Here is a 21290-nt window from a genome sequence, read left to right as displayed (position 1 = left end):
CGCGCGACCCGCGGACGGCAACGGTCAGAACCCGTGGCGCGCTCCCCCGTCGACGGGCACCATCACACCGGTCAGGTAAGAAGCGGCCGGCGACAGCAAGAACGCCGCTACCCGCCCGAACTCTTCGGGCGCCCCGTACCGCCGCAGCGGAATACGCGACTCCGAAGCGGCCCGGGTCGCCTCGGGGTCCGCCGACAGCGCGTCCAGCTGCCGTACCCGGTCGGTGTCGATCCGCCCGGGCAGGACACCGACGACCCGGATGCCCCGTGGCCCCAGCTCGTCGGAGAGCGACTTGGCGAAGCCCGCGAGCCCCGGCCGCAGCCCGTTCGAGATGGTCAGTCCCGGGATCGGCTCGTACACGGACCCGGACAGCACGAACCCGATGACGCTCCCGGCCTCCATCTCTGCGGCCGCGGCGCGAGCGAGCCGCACCGCACCGAGGAACACCGACTCGAACGCCGTCTGCCACTGCTCGTCCGTGTTGTCCGCGACGAACCCGGCCGGCGGGCCGCCCACGCTGACGAGCACGCCGTTGAAGCGGCCGAAGTTCTCCCGTGCGGCCGCGATCAGCCGGGCCGCCGCCTCCGGGTCGGCGTTGTCGACGGCGACCCCGACCGCGTTCGGTCCCAGCTCGGCCGCCGCTTCGGCGACACTCTTCTCGTCCCGCCCCGAGACGATCACCTTCGCCCCGTCCGCGACCAGCTCGCGCGCGGTGGCGTTCCCGAGGCCCCGCGTGGCCCCGGTGACGACGTACACCCGGTCCTTCAGTCCAAGATCCATGGTCCCTATCCTGCCCCGTTCCCGCCGAGCAGGGCGAGGGCGGTGTTCACCAGCCCGATGTGGCTGAACGCCTGCGGGAAGTTGCCGAGGTGCCGGCCCGTCACCGGGTCGAACTCCTCCGACAGCAGCCCGACGTCGTTGGCGAGCCCCGCCAGCCGCTCGAACAGCTCCCGGGCCTCCTTCGTGCGGCCCGTCATGTACAGGGCGTCCGCGAGCCAGAACGAGCACACCAGGAAGGCGCCCTCGCCGCCGGGCAGCCCGTCGACGTTCGCGTCGTCCGTGCTGTAGCGGCGCAGGAAGCCGCCGTGGGCCAGCTCCGCGCGGACCGCGTCGATCGTGCCGATCACCCGCGGATCGTCCGGCGGCAGGAATCCGACGCGGGGGATGAGCAGCAGCGCGGCGTCCAGTTCGCGGGAGCCGTAGGACTGCGTGAAGGTGTTGCGTTCGGCGTCGTAGCCCTTCTCGCACACCTCCTGGTGCACCTCGTCGCGCAGCGCCCGCCAGCCGTCCAGGTCCCCGTCCAGCTCCGGATGGAGCTCCAGGGTGCGTACGGCACGGTCCGCTGCCACCCACACCATCACCTTCGAGTGCACGAAGTGGCGCCGGCCGCCGCGCACCTCCCACAGCCCCTCGTCCGGCTGCTGCCAGTTGTCTCGCAGGAAGTCCAGCAGGGCCGTCTGCAGCGCCCACACGTCCGGCTGCGGGGACAGGCCCGACTCGCGGGCGAACGAAAGGGAGTCCATGACCTCGCCGTAGACGTCCAGCTGGAGCTGTTTCACGGCGTCGTTGCCGATGCGTACGGGGGCGGACCCGGCGAAGCCGGAGAGCCACGGCAGTTCGAACTCGGGGAGCCGGCGCTCGCCCGCCACGCCGTACATGATCTGCAGGTCGGCCGGGTCGCCCGCGACCGCGCGCAGCAGCCAGTTCCGCCAGGCCTCCGCCTCCTCCTGGTAGCCGACGGCGAGCAGCGCGTTCAGGGTGAGGGTGGAGTCGCGCAGCCAGCAGTAGCGGTAGTCCCAGTTGCGGACCCCGCCCGGTTCCTCGGGCAGGGAGGAGGTGGGGGCGGCGACGATGCCGCCCGTCGGGGCGTAGGTGAGCGCCTTGAGCGTGATCAGGGAGCGGACGACGGCGTCCCGGTACGGACCGTCGTAGCGGCAGCGCGACACCCAGGCCCGCCAGTCCTCCACGCTGTGACGCAGTGCGTCGTGCGGGTCGACGAGCGGCGGACGCGGCTCGTGGGAGGGGTGCCAGGTCAGGACGAAAGCTACCTTTTCTCCCTTTTTGACGGTGAACTCCGCGTGGGTGCCGAAGTCCGCGCCCCAGCTGGGCACCTCCGGCTCGCTGCGCAGCCAGGTCGAGTCCGGGCCGGCGACCGCCACGCGGTGGCCGTCGGCCTTGCGCACCCAGGGGACGATCGAGCCGTAGTCGAAGCGCAGCTTGAGGACGCTGTGCAGCGTCACCTCGCCGTCGAGGCCCTCGACGACGCGCACCAGGTCGGGGGCGCGGTCACGTTGGGGCATCAGGTCGGTGACCCGGACGGATCCTTGCTCCGTCTCCCACTCGGTGTCCAGGACGAGGGTGTCGCGGCGGTAGGCGCGCCGGGTGCAGCGGTCCGCCCCCACGGGGGCGATGCGCCAGTAGCCGTTGTCCTCGTCGCCGAGCATTCTGGCGAAGCAGGCGGCCGAGTCGAAGCGGGGCAGGCACAGCCAGTCGACGGATCCGTCCGTACCGACCAGGGCCGCGGTCTGCTCGTCGCCGATGAGCGCGTAGTCCTCGATGCTGGGGTGCACGGAGTGCGGGTTCCCGGCAAGCGGGCGCGGCAATCAGGGCCGGGGCCGGGGGAGTGACATGCACCGGCCGACGGGGGCGGGGCGTCGGGTCCCGCCTCGCGGCGGCCGGTCGCGGGTGTCTACACCGCCGCTGGCTCGGTCTCCGTAGCGTCGGATTCCTCGGCTGCCTTCCGGGCCCGGTCCCGGGCCTCGCGGCGGGCCAGGACCACCCAGCCGACCGGGACGGCCGCGGAGAACAGCCACCACTGGATGGCGTACGCGTAGTTCAGGGCCGCGTCCTCCTTGCCGGGGTCGCCCAGCAGCTCGGGGACGTCGCCCTTGGGCTCGGGGGAGGTCTGGGCGAGGTAACCGCCGAGCACCCGGGCGTCCAGCCGCCGGGCCTGCTGTTCGCTGTTGATCAGCATGATCTGCCGGTCCGGCAGGCCCTGGAGGTTCTTGATGCCGCTCGCGGCGGTCGTCTCGTCGGGCATCAGCCGCCCTTCGACGGTGATCTCGCCGCCCGGCGGCGCGGGAACCCTCGGGAACGTGGTCTGGCTCGGGCCGTCGGAGGGGATCCAGCCCCGGTTGACCAGCAGCACCTTGCCGTCGTCGAGGACGAAGGGGGTCAGCACGTGGTAGCCGACCTCGTCGTCGGAGTTGGTGCGGCGCCGGACGACGACCTCGTCCTCCGTGTCGAAGCGGCCCTTCGCCGTCACGGTGCGGTACCGCTCGGCGCTGGTCACGGTGTGCCCCGGCGCGGTCAGCTGCTCGACGGGTACCGGATCGGCCGACAGTGCGTCGGTGACCAGCTGATTCCGGGCGGTGCGCTCCTCGTAGCGATGCATCTGCCAGATGCCCAGCCTGATCATCGTGGGGATGAGGAGCAGGGCGATCAACGTGAGGATCACCCACTGCCGGGACATCAGGAAGCGGTACACCCCACGACCGTACAACTCGGTCGTGGGGTGCATTCAGTCGGGTACGGGTTCAGACCTTGTCGACAATTCCTGCCTTTCCCTCCGCCCGGGCGCAGTGGGCGCCGCAGTACCAGTGGCCCTCGACCTCGACCCCCTGGCCGATGATCTGCACCCGGCAGTGCTCGCAGATGGGGGCCATGCGGTGGATCGCGCAGGAGAAGCAGTCGAAGACGTGCACCGCGCCCTGCGCGTGCACCTCGAAGGTCATTCCGTACTGATTGCCACATACCTCACAGGTCGCCATGCGCCACAGGGTGAGCCGTCGTCCCCGCGCGGGCGAGCGGGCGCAGGGCGAGTCGCCCGGCAATCACCCGTCCGTACGGTCGCCCCTGCGAGGCGGGACACCCCTCCGGCGTCGCTCGCCCCTGCCTCCTGCGGTGCGGGTCGCCCCTGCGGAGCCGGTCACCCCTGCCTCCTGCGGTGCGGGTCGCCCCTGCGGAGCCGGTCACCCCCGCCCCCCCCGCGGTGCGGGTCACCCTTCCGTAGCCGGCTCCACGTCGGCGAGGAGCTGCCCGAACGCCGCCTCGTCCACGACCGGCGTGCCGAACTGCCGGGCCTTGACGACCTTGGAGGTGCCCGAGTCCGGGTCGTTCGTGACGAGCAGGCTGGTGAGGCGGGACAGGCTCGTGGCCACATGCAGCCCGGCCTCGGTCGCACGGTCCTCCAGCAGGTCCCGCTCGATGGAGGTGTCGCCGGAGAAGGCGACCCGCATGCCCTGCTTGAGCCGCCCACCCGCCTCGTAGCGCCCGGGGTTGGGGTAGGGGCAGGCGGGACGCTTGCGGGACGGGCGCCAACTGCTCGGCCGGTAGCCGCCGTAGCCTCCGGGACCCGCCTGCTGCCCGATGCGGGGCGCGGCGGGGCGGTCCGTCCACTCGGTCAGCGGCCGGCACTCGTGCAGCGGCAGCCGTACGTTGTTCGCCGCCGCCGCCCGCAGGCTCGGCCGGAACGCCTCCGCCAGCACGCGCGCGTCGTCCAGGGCGTGGTGGGCCCGCTGCTGGACGACGCCGAAGTGGGCCGCGAGGGACTCCAGCTTGTGGTTGGGCAGCGGCAGCCCGAGTTCCTTGGAGAGCGCGATGGTGCACAGCCGCTGCCGCACCGGCGCCTCGCGCTCGGCGCGCGCGTACTCCCGGGCAATCATCTGCCAGTCGAAGACGGCGTTGTGCGCGACGAGCACCCGTCCCTCCAGCCGGGCCGTGAACTCCTCGGCGATGTCCGGGAAGAGGGGCGCCCCTTCGAGCGCCTCGCTCGTCAGTCCGTGGATCCACACGGGGCCCGGGTCGCGCTCGGGGTTGACCGTCGTGTACCAGTGGTCCTCGACCTCGCCGCGCTCGTCCAGCCGGTAGACCGCCGCGGAGATGATGCGGTCGTCCCGGGCCAGGCCCGTGGTCTCCACGTCAACGACCGCGTATCCCTTGGGGTACGCGGCCGGCCACGGCGTGGCCGAGAACACTGCGGTCGTCAGGTCTTCCAGCATGGTCCCTGAGGATACGGGCCGTGACTGACACCGCCGTCCGTCAGGTGCGCCGACAGCCTCTTCCGATACCCCCTCAGGCATGTTGTCCGGCTTGTCCGTTCGAAGGGTGTACGTCTGATCGGTCCTCAGTCGATCAGCCGGGCGCCTCGTCCTTCGACGTCCGACTTCGCCCCGTTCCGGATTGGCGGAGATCACCAAGAAGCAAGCGCGTACCGTCGGTAATACTTGTGGGTAACAACGTCTAGCCGGGGCAGGGCGCCGGTCCTACGGTGCTTGCATGCCGAACCTGCCCGATGTCGTGCTGTGGTCCATCCCCGCCTTCGTGCTGCTCACCGTGGTCGAAATGGTGAGCTACCGACTCCACCCCGACGAGGACGCGGAGGGCTACGAGGCCAAGGACGCCGCGACGAGCGTCGGCATGGGTCTCGGCAGCCTCGTCTTCGACCTCCTGTGGAAGGTCCCGATCCTGGCCGTCTACACGGCCCTCTACGAACTCACGCCGCTGCGCGTGCCCGTGTTGTGGTGGACCGTCCCGCTGATGCTGCTCGGGCAGGATTTCTTCTATTACTGGTCCCACCGCGGCCACCACGTCATCCGCATCCTGTGGGCCTGCCACGTCGTCCACCACTCCAGCCGGAAGTTCAACCTCACGACCGCACTGCGCCAGCCCTGGACGTCCCTGACCGTCTGGCCGTTCTACGTCCCCCTCATCGTCGCCGGCGTGCACCCCGCCGCGCTCGCGTTCTGCTCCTCGGCGAACCTCGTCTACCAGTTCTGGATCCACACCGAGCGCATCGGCAAGATGCCCCGCTGGTTCGAGTTCGTCTTCAACACCCCGTCGCACCACCGCGTCCACCACGCCTCCCAGGGCGGCTATCTCGACCGCAACTTCGGCGGCATCCTCATCGTCTGGGACCGGCTGTTCGGGTCGTTCGTCGAGGAGACCGAGCGGCCCCGGTACGGGCTGACCAAGAACATCGCCACGTACAACCTGCTGAAGGTGGCCACGCACGAGTACGTGTCGATCGCCAAGGACCTGCGGGCGGCGAGCAGTTGGAGCGAGCGCGCGGGACGCGTGTTCCGGGGACCGGGCTGGGGCCCGCAGCCGCCTGCCACCGCCGCACCGGCTCCGTCACCGACGGACAGGACCACGCCCGCCGACGGGTCCGAGCCGGCTGCCGAGACCGCGCCTGTCCCCGGGAGCACGCCGGTTTCCGGGTCCGCGCCCTCCGGCGAGGCTGCGCGGGTTTCCACGAGCACGCCTGCCGGAAAGACCGGGCTGGTCCCGGGGGGTGCGCCCCTTTCCGGGAGCGCGGCTGCCGGGGGAGCCGTGCCGCCCCCGGGTAGCCGGCCGGTTTCCGAAGCTGCGCCCTCCGGCGAGCCCGCTTCGGTTTCGGACCCCGCTCCGGTCGCCGGGAGCACGTCCGCGTGAAGCTCTCGCGTCTCCTCCTGGCCGCCTTCGGTCTCGTCGCCGCCGTCGATCTGGTCTGCCTCGCGGCCGGTGCCGACGTCGGGCACGCCGTCGCCAAGCCCCTGCTGATGCCGCTGCTGGCCCTGTGGGCCGCCGTGCGGAAGGCACCCCGGCCGCTGCCGGCAGCCCTGTTGTTCGGCTGGGGCGGGGACGTCCTGCTGCTGTCGGACGCCGAGCCGGCCTTCCTGGCGGGCATGGCCTCCTTCGCGGCGGGACACGTCTGCTACCTCGTGCTCTTCGCGGCCCACGGCAGCCGTCACACGCTCCCACGCGCGCGTGCGGGCGTCCTGGCCCTCGCCTACGCCGCCGCCCTTGGGACGACCGTCGCACTGCTGTGGCCGGACCTGCCGGCAGACCTGCGCGTGCCCGTCGCCGGCTACAGCCTCCTGCTCACCGCCATGGCGTACCGGTCCGCCACCCGGCTCGGCCTCTTCGCCGGGCTCGGCGGGGCGCTGTTCCTGCTGTCCGACACGCTCATCGCGACCGGCGTGGCCGCATGGCCGCAGCCGCCCGTGCCCGACTTCTGGATCATGCTCACCTACATCGCCGCGCAACTCCTGCTGGCCGGCGGCACCCTCGGGGCCCTCGACGCACGCAGGGCACCCGCCGTCACCTACGGCGAGATGCGCGCGGCCTGACGACGCTCCGGCGTCACCGGCGTCACCAGCGGATGGGCACCGGAAGCGCCGTCAGCAGGCCGGACGCCGCGACCGCCAGGCCCAGGACCACGACCTCCGCCCGGGCCGGAGCGCAGGCGGTCAGCGGGTCGGCCGCCCGGCGCAGCCGACGCCGGGCCCACATCGCGAGGGCGGCGACGACCGCCACGAGCAGCACCTTGGCGAACAGCGCACGCCCGTACGCCGTTCCCGTCAGCTGCTCCAGGATCGTCTCCGGCGGCATCCGGCGCAGCGAACTGCACACGCCCGTCGCGGTGATGGCGGCGAGCAGCACGAGGGCCACGCGCGCGTAGAGACCCAGCAGGGCCGCGCCCGCCGCCGTGGCGCGCCGGCCGTGCCACGACCGCAGGACGCGCAGCGCGTGCAGCAGACCGCCCGCCCACAGTGCCGCGCACGTCAGATGGACGAGCGTCAGCCCGGAGCCGGTGAGCGGGCTGTGCTCGGTCGTGGGGTGGGCGCGCAGGGCCTCGGCGACGACCACGGCGGCCAGCGGCCAGACCTGCGTGACCGGGCGGCGCGACACGGCGCACAGCCCCGCCACCAGGAACGCGTTGACCTCCAGCAGGGCCAGCTTGCCGTCGCGGGAGGCGTAGAGGCCCCCGACGTCGATGTCCGCCACATCGCCCGGCACGAGATTGCCGGTGGCCACGACCGTGGCGAGTCCGAGGGCGGCGACGAAACCGGCGGCTGCCGCGACGGGGGACCAACTGCGGGGCGACGCCGGGTGCTGCCCCGCGCCCGGTGCGGTGCCGGGCTCGGGGGCGGGCTCCGCGCCGGGCAGCGACCGCGCCAGGCGGTTCACGAAGAGCTCGCCGACGGGTATGCACAGCGCCGCGAACAGCACCGTCCGGAGCAGGGCTATGCCGCCGGCGCCGGGAGCCTCGGCCTCCCCGGTGCCGTGCAGCGCGGCGGACGGGCCGAGCAGCGGGATCAGCGCGGCCAGCGCCACCAGCACCAGGACGGCGACGGTCCGGCCCGCGCCGGTGCGCCGCGCGGGCCCGTGCGCATCGGCCGCGTCGGGCGTGGGTCTTGTCAGGATCACCCCAGGATCTTCACCAACCTCCACGCGTCCGGGCAAGCCGGTCTCACGTCAGCCGGAAATCAGCCGGAAGTCAGCGCGGTCCTGGGCGCGGCCGCCCACCACAGCCGCACCTCCTTGTGCTCGTCCGTCGGCCTCAGCTCCCAGCCCTGCGCGAGCGCGACCTCGGCGACGTACCACCCGCCGGCCCCTCGGTAGTCCCGCAGGGGTATCGCGCACTCCACGGGAGGCTTCGGCTTCTGCGGCCGGACCGGCGCGGAGGCCCGGGCGGTCCACTTGCCCACGGCCTTCTCCACCCGCGCCTTGTAGTACTCCACGTCGCCCTCATGACGCAGCTCCGGCCAGGACACGCACCAGGAGGCCAGCCACCCGACGCGGTCCATCGTCCAGCCCATGGCGTCGAGGTAGCGGCGTTCGAGCCTGTCGCTGAAGGCAGTGATCACCTCGGCGAACATCCCGACCACGAGGAACGCGGCCACCACCGCCGCCCACAGCACACACACCACCGGAAACCACACCACACTCCCGGCGAACCGCAGGGCCAACTGCCACTGCGGCCGCGTGGGCAGGGCTGTCCAGGTCGCCGGATCCTCGTACACGTCCATGACAAGGAATCCTGCCGCAGGCGTGATCCGGGCCGGACGGACACCCCCGCCCGGCCCGGATCACCTGCACACGAGCTCTACTTGGTCACCGCGTCCAGTGCGTCCGCGATGCCCCAGCCGTAGAAACCGTTGCGGTTCTTGGAGCCCTCGCACACCGCGTCGACCTTGCCGTCGCCGTTGATGTCGTACGGGTCCGTGCACGGCGTGGCGTCGGCCTCCGCGTACAGCAGGGCCTTCACCAGGGCCGGAGAGGCGTACGGGTGCGTCGACTTGATGAGCGCGGCGACGCCCGCGACGTGCGGGGAGGCCATCGACGTACCGGCCATGTATCCCCACTTGCCGCCCGGCAGCGTGCCCAGGATGAGGCCGCTCGTGGCCGGTGCGTCCGGCTTCTGGTAGGCGGTCGAGTCGCCGCCCGGGGCTGCTATGTCGATGACGCCCAGCCCGTGGTTGGAGAAGGACGACTTGATGCCCTTCGCGCCCGTCGAGGCGACCGTGACGACACCCGGCAGCTGGGTCGGGATGTCGAGGCACTTCGAGGGGTCGACGACCCGGTCGCCCGGCGTGCTGTCGTTCGGGGACGACGGGTCGGTGATCTCGTCGGCGGCGAGGTCGTAGTTCTCGTTGCCGGCCGCGGCGACGTTGACCGCGCCCTTCTTCTCCGCGTACCGCGAGGCCCGGCCGACCGCCTCGACGAGGGCCTTCTGGTCCGGGTCGTTCTTGCAGTTGAAGTACCAGGGGTCCGTGTAATAGCTGTTGTTCGTCACGTCGACCCCGTGCTCGGCGGCCCACACGAAGCCGCACACCACGGCCTCCGTGTAGAAGAACCCGGCCGTGGTGGACACCTTGATGCCGGAGACCTTCACCCCGGGCGCGACACCGGTCATGCCGACGCCGTTCCTGGCGGCGGCGATCTCACCGGCGACGTGCGTGCCGTGCGGGCTCTCCTCGGCGCTCGGCCGCCACGCCCCGTCGGCCGTGTCCGGCTTGCCCGACACGCAGTTGACCGACGCCTTGCGGTCGAAGTTGGGCGCGATGTCGGGGTGGGTGTCGTCCACGCCGGTGTCGATCACGGCGACCGTGACCTTCTTGCTGCCCAGCGTCTTCTGGTGCGCCTTGTCCGCCTTGATGGCGGGCAGGTCCCACTGCTGGGGCTGCAGCGGGTCCTGACCGGCCGGGGCGTCCGCCGCGGCGACCTCCGCCGCGCTCAGCACCTTCGGGGCGCCCAGGTCGCCGGTCGACGCCGACGGGAGCGGCGCGGTGCGGGTGGCGCCCGCCGACTGCACGCCGCGCACCGTACGCATGGTCCTGGCGAAGTCGGGGTTCGAGGAGTGGACGACGAGGACGCCGATCTGGTCGTACGACGTCACGATCGTGCCGCCCGCCTTGGCGACGGCCTTCTTCACGTGCGCCGAAGTGCCGTGGCCCGGCTTGACGTTGACGACGTAGCTGAGCGGGGTCGCGTCCGCCTCGGCCGCGGCGGGGGCCGGAGCCTCCTCGGCGGCCGTGGCGACGGTGTTCGGCAGGAACGCGAGGGCCGTGGCCATGGCCATCCCGGCCGGGATCGCGACGGCACGACGGTAGCGCGCGTACGGCGCAGTCATGGTGTCTCCAGTTCGTTCACGGTACGAGCTGATCTTGCGGGAGGTCCCGGTGGCGGGCCTGGTCACTTGACGGCGCGCAGCGCGTTGACGATGCCGTGGCCGTAGAAGCCGTTCAGGCGCTTGCCGCCCTCGCACACCGCGTCCTGCGTGCCGTCGCCGTCCTGGTCGTAGGACGTGGGGCAGGCGGTCCGGTCGGCCTGCGCCTTCAGCATCGCCTGCAGCTGGGCCGGAGAGGCCCAGGGATGCTTGGACTTCAGCAGCGCGGCGACACCGGACGCGTGCGGCGAGGCCATCGAGGTGCCCTGGAGGAAGCCCCATGTGCCGTTCGGCAGGGTGGACAGGATACGGCCGTTCTTCGAGGGCGTGTCAGGCGTCTGGTAGCGCCCGTCACCGCCCGGCGCGGCGACGTCGACCACGCCCTCGCCGTAGGACGAGTAGTACGACTTGACGTCGTTCACGCCCGTCGCGCTCACCGTGACGACACCCGGCAGCAGGTTCGGCACGTCGAGGCACTCGTGCGGGTCGATGGTGCGCTCGACCGGGGTGGAGTCGTCCGGGCTGGAGTCGTCGACGATCGCGTCCGCGTCCAGGTCGTGGTTGGAGTTGCCCGCCGCGGCGACGTTCAGCGTGCCCTTCCTCTGGGCGTAGAGCTGCGCCCGGTTGACCGCGTCCACGATGGCCCGCTGGTCCGGGTCGTCCATGCAGTTGTACAGCCACGGGTCGACGTAGTAGCTGTTGTTCGTGATCTCGACGCCGTGGTCGGCGGCGAACACGAACGCGCACACGACGCTCTCCGGGTAGAAGAGGCCGTTCGTCCGGTCGGTCACGTTGATGCTGGACACCTTCACCCCGGGAGCGACGCCCGCGACGCCGACGCCGTTGCGGGCGGCGGCGATCTCACCCGCGACATGCGTGCCGTGGTAGTCCTCGGGGGTGTACGGCCGCCAGGCGCCCTCGCGGGTGTCGGCCTTGCCGCCGTCGCAGTTGGCGGACTGGGACGCGGAGAAGTTCGGGGCGATGTCGGGGTGGGTGTCGTCCACGCCGGTGTCGATGACGGCGACCGTCACCTTGCGGCTGCCCGGGTTGATCTTCGCCGCCTGGTCGGCGCCGATCGCGCGCAGGTCCCACTGGTCCGCTTCGAGGGGCTCGCTCTCGGCCGTCCGCGCCGAGGCGGCCTCGGCGCGCTTCGCCTGGGCGGCCGTCAGATACTCGACGGCGCCCTCCTGCTTCGTGCCCGCGGCCGTCAGCGGCACCGTCCGCGTCGCACCCGCCGACTGGACCCCGCGCACCGTGCGGATCGTCTTGGCGAAGTCGGGGTTCGAGGAGTGGACGACGATGACGCCGATCCGCTCGTACGTCTCCACCACCGATCCGTCGGCCTTCTCTATCGCCTTCTTCACCGAGGCGATCGTGTGGCGGGCCGGCTTGGTGTTGACGACGTACGACAGCTTCGGCGCGTCCGCCGACCGGGTGGCCGACCCCGGGTGCGGGGCCGCCGACGCGGCGGCCGGCAGGAAGCCGAGCGAGGCCGTCAGGGACAGCACGACGGGCACGGCGAGAGCGAGCCGGCGTCTGGAACGCAAGTGAGACATGGGGTCTCCACATCCTCCGGAAACGAAACCGGCCCGAGGCACAGGTGGTGCCCGGGCAGGTACATGACGTGGTGGTGCAGGGCGAAGCTATCCCGGCGACTCGCCCGCAGCAACGCTTTGTCGAAACGACTTCGGAAACAACGCCGGGCGTTTGAACCGGTTCCCATACGCCGCCGTGACGTTGGACAAGGAGCGCGAGGGCACGCGCCTTTCGCCCCCGCTCACAACCGCTTCCGTCCCTGCGAGGAGACTCCGTGGCCACCGACGCACCGCCCCCCTCGAAAGAGCAACACAAGCTCCCCTCACCCGAGGAGTTCGCCGAGGTGCAGGAGAGCGCGGAGTTCGGTGAACTGCGCCGCTCCTACCGGTCCTTCGCCTTCCCGCTGACCGTCGGCTTCATCGCCTGGTACCTGCTGTACGTCCTGCTCTCGAACTACGCGGGCGGCTTCATGGGCAGCAGGCTGTTCGGCAACATCAACGTCGCCTTCGTCCTCGGCGTCGCCCAGTTCGTCACCACGTTCCTCATCGCCTGGTGGTACTCGCGGCACGCCGCCGCGAAGCTCGACCCCAAGGCCGAGGCCATCAAGACCCGGATGGAGAGCGGCGCATGAACCCCGTACAGCACACCTTCCTCGCCGCGAACGAGGCCAGCGAGCACCGCCCGCTGATCATCACCCTGTTCGCGCTGTTCGTCCTCGCGACCCTCGGCATCACCATCTGGGCGGGCCGCCAGACCAAGGACGCCGCCGACTTCTACGCCGGCGGCCGCCAGTTCAGCGCCTTCCAGAACGGTCTCGCCGTCTCCGGTGACTACATGTCCGCCGCCTCGTTCCTCGGCATCGCGGGCGCCATCGCCATCTTCGGCTACGACGGCTTCCTCTACTCCATCGGCTTCCTCGTCGCCTGGCTGGTCGCCCTGCTCCTGGTGGCCGAGCCGCTGCGGAACTCCGGCCGCTACACCATGGGCGACGTCCTCGCGTACCGCATGCGCCAGCGCCCGGTCCGCACCGCCGCCGGCACCTCCACCATCGTGGTGTCGATCTTCTACCTGCTCGCCCAGATGGCCGGCGCGGGCGTCCTCGTCTCGCTGCTGCTCGGCATCACCTCCGACGCCGGCAAGATCCTCATCGTCGCCCTCGTCGGCGTCCTGATGATCGTCTACGTCTCCATCGGCGGCATGAAGGGCACCACCTGGGTCCAGATGGTCAAGGCCGTGCTGCTCATCGGCGGCACCATCCTGATCACTTTCCTGGTGCTGCTGAAGTTCGACTTCAACATCTCCGACCTGCTCGGCCAGGCCGCCGAGAACAGCGGGAAGGGCGCCGCCTTCCTGGAGCCCGGCCTCCAGTACGGCGCGACCGGCACCTCCAAGCTGGACTTCATCTCCCTCGGCATCGCCCTGGTGCTGGGCACCGCCGGCCTGCCGCACATCCTGATCCGCTTCTACACCGTGCCCGACGCCAAGGCCGCCCGTAAGTCCGTGAACTGGGCCATCGGCATCATCGGCGGCTTCTACCTGATGACCATCGCGCTCGGCTTCGGCGCCGCCGCGCTGATCTCCCAGGAGGAGATCATCGCGTCCAACCCGTCCGGGAACACGGCCGCACCCCTGCTCGCCCTGCATCTGGGCGGTGTCGACTCGACCTGGGGCGCGATCCTGCTCGCCACGATCTCGGCGGTGGCCTTCGCGACGATCCTCGCCGTCGTCGCCGGCCTCACCCTCGCCTCGTCGTCGTCCTTCGCGCACGACATCTACGCCAACGTCATCCGCAAGGGGAAGGCCTCCGGCGCCGAGGAGGTCCGCGCGGCCCGCTGGGCGACCCTGTTCATCGGCATCGTCTCCATCGGCCTCGGTGCCCTCGCCCGCGACCTGAACGTGGCCGGCCTGGTCGCCCTCGCCTTCGCGGTCGCCGCCTCCGCCAACCTCCCGACGATCCTCTACAGCCTGTTCTGGAAGCGCTTCACCACCCAGGGCGCACTGTGGTCGATCTACGGCGGTCTGATCGTCGCCGTCGGCCTGGTGCTGTTCTCTCCCGTCGTCTCCGGCGACCCCAAGGCGATGTTCCCCGAGGTCGACTTCGCCTGGTTCCCGCTGAAGAACCCGGGCATCATCTCCATCCCGTTCGGCTTCCTCATGGGCTGGCTCGGCACGGTCCTGTCCAAGGAGGAGCCCGACGCCAAGAAGTACGCGGAGCTGGAGGTCCGGTCCCTGACCGGCACCGGAGCCCACTGAGCACGACCCCTCCCACGCGGCCGGATCGTAGGAACCTCCAGGTCCCTGCGGCCCGGCCGCGTTCCACGTCGTGGGATCGGGCCTGTGGCGTTGCCGGTGGGGTCACGTAGGCTCGCAGATGTCGGAGAAGCAGTGCCGCACGCATGATCCGCGACGAGGGAGGGGGCCCACGTGCTCATCGACACCTACGGCCGGGTGGCCACCGACCTGAGGGTCTCACTGACCGACCGGTGCAACCTGCGCTGTACGTACTGCATGCCCGAGGAGGGCCTGCAGTGGCTGGCCAAGCCCGACCTGCTCACGGACGACGAGATCGTGCGCCTGATCGACATCGCGGTCACCTCCCTCGGGATCGAGGAGGTCCGCTTCACCGGCGGCGAGCCGCTGCTGCGCCCCGGCCTGGTCGGCATCGTGGAACGCGTCGCGGCGCTCGGCCCCCGCCCCCAGATGTCGTTGACGACCAACGGCATCGGCCTCAAGCGCACGGCGGCGGCCCTGAAGGCGGCGGGCCTGGACCGGGTCAACGTCTCCCTCGACACGCTCCGCCCGGACGTCTTCAAGACCCTCACCCGCCGCGACCGCCACAAGGACGTCATCGAGGGCCTGTACGCCGCCCGCGACGCCGGCCTGACCCCGGTCAAGGTCAACTCCGTCCTGATGCCCGGGCTCAACGACGACGAGGCCCCCGACCTCCTCGCCTGGGCGGTGGAGCACGACTACGAGCTGCGGTTCATCGAGCAGATGCCGCTGGACGCCCAGCACGGCTGGAAGCGCGACGGCATGATCACGGCCGGCGACATCCTGGCCTCTCTGCGCACCCGCTTCGAGCTGACCGCCGAAGGCGAGGAGAAGCGCGGCTCGGCACCGGCGGAGCGCTGGCTCGTCGACGGCGGCCCGCATGTCGTCGGCGTGATCGCCTCCGTGACCCGCCCGTTCTGCGCGGCCTGCGACCGCACCCGCCTCACCGCCGACGGCCAGGTCCGCACCTGCCTGTTCGCCCAGGAGGAGACGGACCTGCGCGCCGCCCTGCGCTCCGGCGCCCCGGACGAGGAGATCGCCCGCATCTGGCGCCTGGCGATGTGGGGCAAGAAGGCGGGAGCGGGCCTGGACGACCCGACGTTCGTGCAGCCGGCCAGGCCCATGTCGGCGATCGGCGGTTAGGGAGGCGTCACACGTCCCGCGCTTCCCAGTCCTTCAGCAGAATCACGTCCTTCAAGAACCCCCGCACCCCGAGGAACTGCGACAGATGCTCGCGATGCTCCTCACAGGCCAGCCAGGTCTTGCGACGCTCCGGCGTATGGATCTTCGGGTTGTTCCACGCCAGCACCCACACGGCGTCGGCACGGCAGCCCTTCGCGGAGCAGATGGGCGTCTCGTCACTCACAGGTTCGTCTCACCACAGCACACAGAAAAGGCGACGCCGAGCAGCCACGGGGGGAGCTGCCCGGCGTCGGTCCGTCGCTCCGACGGGGGATGCGGAGCGCGTACGAAGTATGTCACGGGTAACCCCGACCCCGGCACTGGAACAACATGATTGATCTGAGCTTTTCTTGAGCTTGGCGGGAAGCTGACTTCCCCTTCCCGCGCTCCCGCGATCTCCCGCGGAACAGCGCCGGGGCGCGCCTACCGCTCCTGCGATTCGCTCCGCGCACTCGCCCCCGGTCCGGGCACGGCATCTTCCGCAACCGATTCCCCCGACCCGTCGTCCGCATCCGGCGGGCCGATCATCGGACGCGCGTGCGACACCACGAATGTCGACGGCAGAGACGGCGCATTCTCACGCCCGGCGTTGGCGATCACCACCGCGATGTACGGCAGCACCAGCCCCAGCACCAACGCCACGATGGCGACGTGCCGTTCGACGTTCCACAGGGTGGCCGCGAGGATCACGGAGATCGTGCGGACCGTCATCGAGATCACGTACCGGCGCTGCCGCCCGCGTACGTCCTCCTGCAGCCCCGTCCGGGCGCCGGTGATCCGGAAAACCTGGACGTTGCCGCCGCCATGCTGCTTCCGCATCGCATTCCACCATCCGCCCGTATCGGACTGTCCCCGCCCCGTGGCCGTCCCCGGCCGGCCGGGGAACCTGACCAGGACAGCTCTTACGTTACGCCGCGGCCGCCCCGGCCACGAGGCCGGGTCGCGGCCCGCCCGGGCGGGGTGTCTGCGCCGCCCTGCGTACGGCCCACGTCGGCATGCGGCGTAGGGCACATGGGCCGACACTGGCCGTAGTGCTCACGTCGGGCCGTGCGAGGAGGCAGTGAGATGGGCTGGTTGTGGGCGATCATCGTGGGACTGGTGCTCGGCCTGCTCGCCAAGGCGATCATCCCGGGCAAGCAGCACATCCCCCTGTGGCTGACCGTCATCCTGGGCATCATCGGCGGCATCGCCGGCAACGCCATCGCCCGGGCGGCCGGGGTCGACGCCACATCGGGCATCGACTGGTGGCGGCACGTCTTCCAGCTGGTGATGGCGATCATCCTGGTCGGTCTGGGCGACAAGGCCTGGACCGCCGCCCGGGGAGAACAACGCAGGGCATGACCCTCATGGAGAAGGGGTGGTCTCCGGCACCGGAGACCACCCCCTCACCGGCATGCTCAGCCGCCCGTGACCTCGACGGCCGCCAGGTTCTTCTTGCCCCGGCGCAGCACCAGCCAGCGGCCGTGCAGCAGGTCCTCCTCGGCGGGCACGGCGTCCTCGGCGGCGACCTTGACGTTGTTCACGTAGGCGCCGCCCTCCTTGACCGTGCGGCGCGCGGCCGACTTGCTGGCCACCAGGCCGACCTCGGCGAACAGGTCCACGGTCGGACCGAGCTCGGCGACCTGGATGTGCGGCACCTCCGACAAGGCTGCGGCCAGCGTCCTGGCGTCCAGCTCCGTCAGGTCGCCCTGACCGAAGAGGGCCTTGGACGCGGCGATCACGGCGGCCGTCTGGTCGGCGCCGTGCACCAGGGTCGTCAGCTCCTCGGCCAGCGCGCGCTGCGCGGCCCGGGCCTGCGGACGCTCCTCGGTCTGCCGCTCCAGCTCCTCAAGCTCCGCACGGGAACGGAAGGACAGGATGCGCATGTACCGGGAGATGTCCCGGTCGTCCACGTTCAGCCAGAACTGGTAGAACGCGTACGGCGTCGTCATCTCCGGGTCGAGCCAGACGGCACCGCCCTCGGTCTTGCCGAACTTGGTGCCGTCCGCCTTGGTCATCAGCGGCGTGGCCAGCGCGTGCGCGGTCGCGTCGGGCTCCAGGCGGTGGATCAGGTCAAGGCCCGCCGTGAGGTTGCCCCACTGGTCGCTGCCGCCCTGCTGCAGCGTGCAGCCGTAGCGCCGGTACAGCTGCAGGAAGTCCATGCCCTGCAGCAGCTGGTAGCTGAACTCCGTGTAGCTGATGCCCTCGGAGGACTCCAGGCGGCGGGCCACGGAGTCCTTCGTCAGCATCTTGTTGACGCGGAAGTGCTTGCCGATGTCGCGGAGGAACTCGATCGCGGAGAGGTTCTCCGTCCAGTCGAGGTTGTTGACCATGACGGCCGCGTTCTCGCCCTCGAAGTCCAGGAACGGCTCGATCTGGGCACGCAGCTTGGCGACCCAGCCGGTGACCGTCTCCGGGTCGTTCAGCGTGCGCTCCGCGGTCGGACGAGGGTCGCCGATGAGCCCCGTGGCACCGCCGACCAGCGCCAGCGGCCGGTGACCGGCCTGCTGGAGCCGGCGCACGGTGAGCACCTGCACCAGGTGCCCCACGTGCAGGGACGGCGCGGTCGGGTCGAAACCGCAATAGAACGTGACGGGACCGTCCGCGAGCGCCTTGCGCAAAGCGTCCTCGTCAGTGGACAGGGCGAACAGCCCGCGCCACTTCAGCTCGTCGACGATGTCCGTCACGGTTCTCGTATCTCCTCGGATGATCCTCGGGCAGTCGGGTGACAGCCGCCTACGAGGTTATACGCCCTGACTGACAGAGCTCATATTGAAATCGGGGACGCGCAGCGCCGGCATCGCCGCCCTGGTGAACCAGTCGCTCCACTCCCGGGGCAGCGTCTTCTCCGTCCGCCCGGCCTCCGTGGCCCGGCCCAGCACCCCGACCGGCGACTCGTTGAACCGGAAGTTGTTCACCTCGCCCGTCACCTCGCCGTTCTCGACGAGGTAGACGCCGTCCCGGGTCAGGCCCGTCAGCAGCAGCGACGCCGGGTCGACCTCGCGGATGTACCACAGGCAGGTCAGCAGCAGCCCGCGTTCGGTGTTCGCGACCATCTCGTCCAGGGAACGGTCCTCGCCTCCGTCCAGGACGATGTTGTCGATGCTCGGCGCCACGGGCAGGCCGGTCAGGCCCGCGCTGTGCCGGCTGGTCGTCAGGTGCCTCAGCTCGCCCTCGCGCATCCACTCGGTGGCCGCGAGCGGCAGCCCGTTGTCGAACACCGACTGATCGCCCCCCGAGGAGTGCGCGATCACGAAGGGCGCCGACTCCAGGCCCGGCTCGTTCGGGTCGCTGCGCAGGGTCAGCGGCAGATCGGTCAGCTTCTCGCCGACCCGCGTGCCCCCGCCCGGCTTGGAGAACACCGTGCGGCCCTCGACCGCGTCCCGGCCCGACGCCGACCACATCTGGTAGATCAGCAGATCCGCCACCGCCGTAGGCGGCAGCAGCGTCTCGTAGCGGCCGGCGGGCAGCTCCACGCGCCGCTCGGCCCACCCGAGGCGCACCGCCAGTTCCGCGTCCAGCGTCGCCGGGTCGACGTCCTTGAAGTCCCGGGTGGAGTGCCCGGCCCAGGCGGACCGGGTGCGGTCCGGTGACTTCGCATTGAGCTCCAGCGTCCCGTTCGGCTGGTCGTGCCGCAGCCGCAGTCCGGTGGACGTGCCGACGTACGACGACACCAGCTCGTGGTTGGCGAAGCCGTACAGCTCACGGCCACCCGCACGCGCGCGGGCGAAGGCCTCACCGAGGGCGGGCGCGAAGTCGGCGAACACGGCGGACGAGGTCTCGGCGGGCGCGTCCGTGAACTCCGGTGTCTGCGCCACGCCCGTGACCAGCGGCTGCGCGTCCTCGGCGGGCCCTGCGCCGCGCGCGGCGGCCTCGGCTGCGCGCACCAGGGGCTCCAGCTCGTCGGGGGTGACGGCGGACCGTGAGACGACCCCGGAGGCCGTGCCCTCCTTGCCGTCGACCGTGGCGACGACGGTGAGCGTGCGCCCGCGCGTGACGCCGTTGGTGGTCAGCGCGTTGCCCGCCCAGCGCAGATTGGCGGTGGACTGCTCGTCGGCGATGACGACACAGCCGTCCGCCCGGGACAGTTCGAGGGCGCGCTCCACGACCTCGTGCGGCTTGCTGGAACGCGCGCTCATCGCCCGGCCTCCTGGGTCGTGTTCAGAATGTTGACGCCCTTGAAGAGGGCCGACGGGCAGCCGTGGGAGACGGCCGCCACCTGGCCCGGCTGGGCCTTGCCGCAGTTGAAGGCGCCGCCCAGGACGTAGGTCTGCGGCCCGCCCACGGCGGCCATGGAGCCCCAGAAGTCGGTCGTCGTCGCCTGGTAGGCCACGTCCCGCAGCTGCCCGGCCAGCCGCCCGTTCTCGATGCGGTAGAAGCGCTGCCCGGTGAACTGGAAGTTGTAGCGCTGCATGTCGATCGACCAGGACCGGTCGCCGACGACGTAGATGCCGCGCTCCACGCCCCCGATCAGGTCCTCGGTCGACATCCCCGCCGGGTCCGGCTGCAGGGACACGTTGGCCATGCGCTGCACCGGCACGTGCCCGGGGGAGTCGGCGTAGGCGCAGCCGTTGGAGCGCTCGAAGCCGGTCAGCTTCGCGATCCGCCGGTCCAGCTGGTAGCCGACGAGCGTGCCGTCCTTGACCAGGTCCCAGGACTGGCCCTGGACGCCCTCGTCGTCGTAGCCGACGGTGGCCAGGCCGTGCTCGGCGGTGCGGTCGCCGGTGACGTTCATCAGCTCCGAGCCGTACCGCAGCTTGCCCAGCTGGTCGAACGTGGCGAACGAGGTGCCGGCGTAGGCGGCCTCGTAGCCGAGCGCCCGGTCCAGCTCGGTGGCGTGCCCGATGGACTCGTGGATGGTCAGCCACAGGTTGGACGGGTCGACGACCAGGTCGTACAGGCCCGGCTGCACGCTGGGCGCGCGCATCTTCTCCGCGAGCAGCTCCGGGATCTGTTCGAGCTCGCTCTCCCAGTCCCAGCCGGTGCCCGTCAGGTACTCCCAGCCGCGTCCCACCGGGGGCGCGAGGGTGCGCATGGAGTCGAACTCGCCGCTCGACTCGTCCACCGACACCGCGTTGAGCACCGGGTGCAGCCGCACCCGCTGCTGGGTGGTCACGGTCCCGGCCGTGTCGGCGTAGAACTTGTTCTCGTGGACCGTGAGCAGCGAGGAGTCCACGTGGTCGACCCCGTCGGCCGCCAGCAGCCGCGCGCTCCACTCGGCGATCAGCCCGGCCTTCTCCTCGTCGGGCACGGTGAACGGATCGATCTCGTACGAGGAGATCCACGTCTTCTCGGCGTGCACCGGCTCGCCTGCCAGCTCCACGCGCTCGTCCGATCCGGCCGCCTTGATCACCTGCGCGGACAGCTTCGCCATCGCCACGGCCTGCCCGGCGACCCGGGCGGCGGCGTCCAGGCTGAGGTCGACGCCGGACGCGAAGCCCCACGTACCGCCGTGCACCACCCGCACCGCGTACCCGAGGTCGGTGGTGTCCGACGACCCGGCGGGTTTGGCGTCCCGGAACCGCCAGGAGGCGCCCCGCACCCGCTCGAAGCGGAAGTCCGCGTGTTCGGCCCCCAGCGCACGCGCGCGTGCGAGGGCCGCGTCGGCGAGGGGGCGTAGGGGGAGGGCCGTGAAGGCCTCGTCGATGGTATGAGGCACCGCCGTCTCTTTCTGTCGAGGTGACCGTGGTTGCCGTGCGTCGTGACTGCTCCGATCATGTCGTCCATCACGCCCGCGGGCCACGAGTTTCCCGAGCCGGAGCCGCGGCTTTCTGTAGGGACCCGACAGTGAGTCCCGTACGCCACTGTCGGTGCCCGATTGTCCGCGGGCCTGCCCGGACCGATAGGTTTTCGAGGAAGCCGCCTGTCATCACCGCCTGTCGTCCAGGCG

At 71.1% G+C, this 21290-nt stretch carries 19 protein-coding genes and 1 pseudogene; 6 read left to right on the top strand and 14 right to left on the bottom strand.

The genetic code is table 11. The features are described from left to right. Positions 1-24: 24 nt before the first annotated feature. The 5 genes from AB0937_RS04085 to AB0937_RS04065 all read right to left on the bottom strand — a co-directional run bounded on the left by AB0937_RS04085 (position 25) and on the right by AB0937_RS04065 (position 5000). Positions 25-780 (bottom strand): SDR family oxidoreductase, encoded by a 756-nt coding sequence (locus AB0937_RS04085; protein WP_366709373.1) that lies wholly within the window; start codon positions 778-780, stop codon positions 25-27. Positions 781-785: 5 nt separating this feature from the next. Beyond that, positions 786-2570: a glycoside hydrolase family 15 protein gene (locus AB0937_RS04080; protein WP_366709372.1), complete on the bottom strand. Its 1785-nt coding sequence runs from the start codon at positions 2568-2570 to the stop codon at positions 786-788. Positions 2571-2689: 119 nt separating this feature from the next. After that, a complete protein-coding gene (locus AB0937_RS04075; protein ID WP_366709371.1) occupies positions 2690-3487 on the bottom strand; it encodes an SURF1 family protein in 798 nt (265 codons plus the stop codon). 49 nt (positions 3488-3536) lie between these two features. Then, on the bottom strand, positions 3537-3770 hold the full coding sequence (locus AB0937_RS04070) for a hypothetical protein (protein WP_078615365.1): 234 nt from the start codon (positions 3768-3770) through the stop codon (positions 3537-3539). Positions 3771-3998: 228 nt separating this feature from the next. Next, positions 3999-5000 carry a DEDDh family exonuclease gene (locus AB0937_RS04065; RefSeq protein ID WP_366709370.1) on the bottom strand — a complete coding sequence of 334 codons (1002 nt, stop codon included), beginning with the start codon at positions 4998-5000 and terminating at the stop codon, positions 3999-4001. A 277-nt stretch (positions 5001-5277) separates the two neighbouring features. Between AB0937_RS04065 and AB0937_RS04060 the strand changes: the two are divergent. Together AB0937_RS04060 and AB0937_RS04055 are read left to right on the top strand one after the other, a co-directional pair. Then, positions 5278-6102, top strand: a pseudogene (locus AB0937_RS04060) (sterol desaturase family protein); the annotation flags it as partial. Between the two features lie 326 nt (positions 6103-6428). After that, on the top strand, positions 6429-7109 hold the full coding sequence (locus tag AB0937_RS04055) for a lysoplasmalogenase (protein WP_366709369.1): 681 nt from the start codon (positions 6429-6431) through the stop codon (positions 7107-7109). Positions 7110-7131: 22 nt separating this feature from the next. Here AB0937_RS04055 and AB0937_RS04050 read toward each other — a convergent pair whose 3' ends face one another. The 4 genes from AB0937_RS04050 to AB0937_RS04035 form a co-directional block, all read right to left on the bottom strand. Further along, positions 7132-8190, bottom strand: coding sequence for a CopD family protein (locus tag AB0937_RS04050; protein WP_366709368.1), 1059 nt, complete (start codon positions 8188-8190; stop codon positions 7132-7134). A gap of 59 nt (positions 8191-8249) precedes the next feature. Then, complete coding sequence (locus AB0937_RS04045; protein WP_366709367.1) at positions 8250-8792, bottom strand: hypothetical protein; 543 nt, start codon at positions 8790-8792, stop codon at positions 8250-8252. Between the two features lie 77 nt (positions 8793-8869). Next, positions 8870-10396, bottom strand: a complete 1527-nt coding sequence (locus tag AB0937_RS04040; RefSeq protein WP_366709366.1) for a S8 family serine peptidase — start codon at positions 10394-10396, stop codon at positions 8870-8872. Positions 10397-10458: 62 nt separating this feature from the next. After that, entirely contained in the window at positions 10459-11988 is a 1530-nt protein-coding gene (locus AB0937_RS04035) for a S8 family serine peptidase (protein ID WP_366709365.1), read from the bottom strand. A gap of 254 nt (positions 11989-12242) precedes the next feature. Between AB0937_RS04035 and AB0937_RS04030 the strand changes: the two genes are divergently transcribed. From AB0937_RS04030 to moaA, 3 genes are all read left to right on the top strand, one after another. After that, positions 12243-12599, top strand: coding sequence for a DUF485 domain-containing protein (locus AB0937_RS04030; RefSeq protein ID WP_366709364.1), 357 nt, complete (start codon positions 12243-12245; stop codon positions 12597-12599). After that, the gene (locus AB0937_RS04025) at positions 12596-14221 is read left to right on the top strand and encodes a cation acetate symporter (RefSeq protein WP_366709363.1); all 1626 of its coding nucleotides are present in this window, start codon (positions 12596-12598) and stop codon (positions 14219-14221) included. Before AB0937_RS04030 ends, AB0937_RS04025 begins: the two co-directional genes overlap by 4 nt. 171 nt (positions 14222-14392) lie before the next feature. Beyond that, entirely contained in the window at positions 14393-15382 is a 990-nt protein-coding gene (gene moaA / locus AB0937_RS04020) for a GTP 3',8-cyclase MoaA (RefSeq protein WP_366709362.1), read from the top strand. A gap of 7 nt (positions 15383-15389) precedes the next feature. Here the strand turns inward: moaA and AB0937_RS04015 are convergent, their stop codons facing one another. Then, complete coding sequence (locus AB0937_RS04015) at positions 15390-15605, bottom strand: hypothetical protein (RefSeq protein WP_366709361.1); 216 nt, start codon at positions 15603-15605, stop codon at positions 15390-15392. A gap of 239 nt (positions 15606-15844) precedes the next feature. Then, positions 15845-16240, bottom strand: a complete 396-nt coding sequence (locus AB0937_RS04010) for a DUF3099 domain-containing protein (protein WP_366709360.1) — start codon at positions 16238-16240, stop codon at positions 15845-15847. A gap of 246 nt (positions 16241-16486) precedes the next feature. Between AB0937_RS04010 and AB0937_RS04005 the strand changes: the two genes are divergently transcribed. Beyond that, positions 16487-16762, top strand: a complete 276-nt coding sequence (locus tag AB0937_RS04005; protein WP_366709359.1) for a GlsB/YeaQ/YmgE family stress response membrane protein — start codon at positions 16487-16489, stop codon at positions 16760-16762. A 56-nt stretch (positions 16763-16818) separates the two neighbouring features. Here AB0937_RS04005 and tyrS read toward each other — a convergent pair whose 3' ends face one another. Genes tyrS through AB0937_RS03990 form a run of 3 tightly spaced genes read right to left on the bottom strand, consistent with a single transcriptional unit; the run spans position 16819 to position 21059 of the window. Continuing rightward, positions 16819-18087 (bottom strand): tyrosine--tRNA ligase, encoded by a 1269-nt coding sequence (gene tyrS, locus AB0937_RS04000; RefSeq protein WP_366709358.1) that lies wholly within the window; start codon positions 18085-18087, stop codon positions 16819-16821. A gap of 57 nt (positions 18088-18144) precedes the next feature. Then, positions 18145-19539 carry a metallopeptidase TldD-related protein gene (locus AB0937_RS03995; RefSeq protein ID WP_366709357.1) on the bottom strand — a complete coding sequence of 465 codons (1395 nt, stop codon included), beginning with the start codon at positions 19537-19539 and terminating at the stop codon, positions 18145-18147. Then, positions 19536-21059 carry a TldD/PmbA family protein gene (locus tag AB0937_RS03990; protein ID WP_366709356.1) on the bottom strand — a complete coding sequence of 508 codons (1524 nt, stop codon included), beginning with the start codon at positions 21057-21059 and terminating at the stop codon, positions 19536-19538. Before AB0937_RS03990 ends, AB0937_RS03995 begins: the two co-directional genes overlap by 4 nt. Between the last annotated feature and the right edge of the window lie 231 nt (positions 21060-21290).

The organism is Streptomyces sp. NPDC047880 (assembly GCF_040706515.1).
Lineage (GTDB): Bacteria > Actinomycetota > Actinomycetes > Streptomycetales > Streptomycetaceae > Streptomyces.
Note: the sequence above shows the minus strand (reverse complement) of the source record. Positions and strands in the feature narration are given on the sequence as shown.

What these genes read in the sequence shown, in the direction of transcription:
- AB0937_RS04085 (WP_366709373.1), bottom strand. Translation starts at nt 780, where the DNA reads ATGGATCTTGGACTGAAGGACCGGGTGTACGTCGTCACCGGGGCCACG.
- AB0937_RS04070 (WP_078615365.1), bottom strand. Translation starts at nt 3,770, where the DNA reads ATGGCGACCTGTGAGGTATGTGGCAATCAGTACGGAATGACCTTCGAG.
- AB0937_RS04065 (WP_366709370.1), bottom strand. Translation starts at nt 5,000, where the DNA reads ATGCTGGAAGACCTGACGACCGCAGTGTTCTCGGCCACGCCGTGGCCG.
- AB0937_RS04045 (WP_366709367.1), bottom strand. Translation starts at nt 8,792, where the DNA reads ATGGACGTGTACGAGGATCCGGCGACCTGGACAGCCCTGCCCACGCGG.
- AB0937_RS04040 (WP_366709366.1), bottom strand. Translation starts at nt 10,396, where the DNA reads ATGACTGCGCCGTACGCGCGCTACCGTCGTGCCGTCGCGATCCCGGCC.
- AB0937_RS04035 (WP_366709365.1), bottom strand. Translation starts at nt 11,988, where the DNA reads ATGTCTCACTTGCGTTCCAGACGCCGGCTCGCTCTCGCCGTGCCCGTC.
- AB0937_RS04025 (WP_366709363.1), top strand. Translation starts at nt 12,596, where the DNA reads ATGAACCCCGTACAGCACACCTTCCTCGCCGCGAACGAGGCCAGCGAG.
- AB0937_RS04010 (WP_366709360.1), bottom strand. Translation starts at nt 16,240, where the DNA reads ATGCGGAAGCAGCATGGCGGCGGCAACGTCCAGGTTTTCCGGATCACC.
- AB0937_RS04005 (WP_366709359.1), top strand. Translation starts at nt 16,487, where the DNA reads ATGGGCTGGTTGTGGGCGATCATCGTGGGACTGGTGCTCGGCCTGCTC.
- AB0937_RS03995 (WP_366709357.1), bottom strand. Translation starts at nt 19,539, where the DNA reads ATGAGCGCGCGTTCCAGCAAGCCGCACGAGGTCGTGGAGCGCGCCCTC.